This window comes from Frankia sp. CeTa3Moorea (assembly GCF_978021225.1).
On sequence record NZ_CDXDOR010000207.1, the window covers coordinates 1 to 1466 of the forward strand.

A 1466-nucleotide genomic window follows, 5' to 3' on the forward strand; every position below is an offset into this window, starting at 1 on the left:
CCCCCGGCCGCCTGAAAGCACGACTCCGGCCCATGCGCGGACTGAAACGCCTACGCTCCGTCCAAAGGATCAGTGCCGGGCACGCCTTGGTCCAGAACATCCGCCGCGGCCACTACGAACTCGGAACCGATACCCACCCGCACCTGCGGCTGACCGCCACGTTCACCGAGCTCGCCGCAGCCATCTGACCGCCAGCCGGCCCGGCCCGCTGGCATGCCCAGCTTCCCCACAATGCAACAGTGCCCCCTGAGGCAAGTAACGTAGGTACGTACCTACTGGGGAGGTGGTCGCAATGACCATGGTCTCGTCACGAGAGTTCAACCGCGACGTGAGCGCGGTCAAGCGAGCCGCCACCAGCGGACCGGTGATCATCACTGACCACGGTCGGCCGTCGCACGTCCTGCTATCGTTCGCTGACTACCAGCGGCTCACTGGCAGCGCAGGCAGCTTGAGCGACGCGTTCGTCCTGGACGAGGAGATCGACTTCGAGCCCGTCCGGCCGCGAGACTCGATACGCGAGGTCGACCTGTGAGCTTCCTGCTCGACACCAACGTCATCTCGGAGCTCCGCAAACCCGCCAAGCGAAGGGATGATCGATTCAACGCCTGGGCCGAGGCCCTGTCACCGTCGGACACCTTCCTCTCGGTCATCACCCTGCTGGAACTGCGCGCCGGTATTGAAAACAAGCGGCGGCAGGACGCCCGGCAGGCGGCCGTCCTGGACTCGTGGCTCGATCAGAACGTGCTCCCGGTCTACAGGGGCCGGCTGCTCGACGTCGACCGGGCCGTTGCCGACTCGGCAGCACGACTCCACGTGCCCGATCGGCGCCCAGCCCACGACGCCCTCATCGCCGCCACAGCCCATGTCCACAGCCTCACGCTCGTCACCCGCAACGAATCCGACTTCGCCCCCATGGGCACCCCGCTCGTCAACCCGTGGATCTCCCCGAGGCGGTGACGGCCCGGACGCCCGGGTCAGTCCCAGTCACCCTCGCGGGTGCGGGTGGGCTGCCGCGGGAGGCCGAGACGCAGAGGGTACGGCGCTACGCTGGTTCGGCGGGGATCAGGTCTGTTGGATCATCTGAAGGAGGTGTGCCATCACTGCGGGGATGATCCCTCCCGCCTGGATGCACCAACAGATCACGGCGGAGGAATACGACTCCTGGTCCGAGGAGCAGTGCGCGGGCATCGAGATCGTGGACGGGATGGTCGTTGTGAGCCCCAGCGCGTCCAAGCGTCACAACCGGCTAGTCAAGATCCTCACGGTCGCGTTGGAGGCTGCTGCCGGGCCGGGCTGGAACGCGGACTTCGACTTCGATGTTCGGCTTCAGGACATGCCGTTGACGAATCGGCGTCCGGACGTGGCCGTGTACCGCACCGACACGATCGACATCATGCCGGCCCGTCCCGAGCATCTTCTGCTCGTCGTCGAGGTGGTCTCGCCGGGCTCCGAGACGACCGACCGGA

The 1466-nt window shown here is 66.6% G+C and carries 4 protein-coding genes; all 4 read left to right on the forward strand.

Annotated features, from left to right (window positions below):
• On the forward strand, positions 1-188 hold a 188-nt coding region (locus AC08OV_RS22510; RefSeq protein ID WP_476620271.1), incomplete at its 5' end, for a DDE-type integrase/transposase/recombinase.
• A gap of 104 nt (positions 189-292) precedes the next feature.
• A complete protein-coding gene (locus tag AC08OV_RS22515) occupies positions 293-532 on the forward strand; it encodes a type II toxin-antitoxin system Phd/YefM family antitoxin (protein ID WP_476607447.1) in 240 nt (79 codons plus the stop codon).
• A complete protein-coding gene (locus tag AC08OV_RS22520; RefSeq protein ID WP_476607448.1) occupies positions 529-957 on the forward strand; it encodes a PIN domain-containing protein in 429 nt (142 codons plus the stop codon). Before AC08OV_RS22515 ends, AC08OV_RS22520 begins: the two co-directional genes overlap by 4 nt.
• A 151-nt stretch (positions 958-1108) precedes the next feature.
• Positions 1109-1466 (forward strand): Uma2 family endonuclease (locus AC08OV_RS22525; RefSeq protein WP_476615343.1); only part of this gene is annotated, 358 nt, incomplete at its 3' end.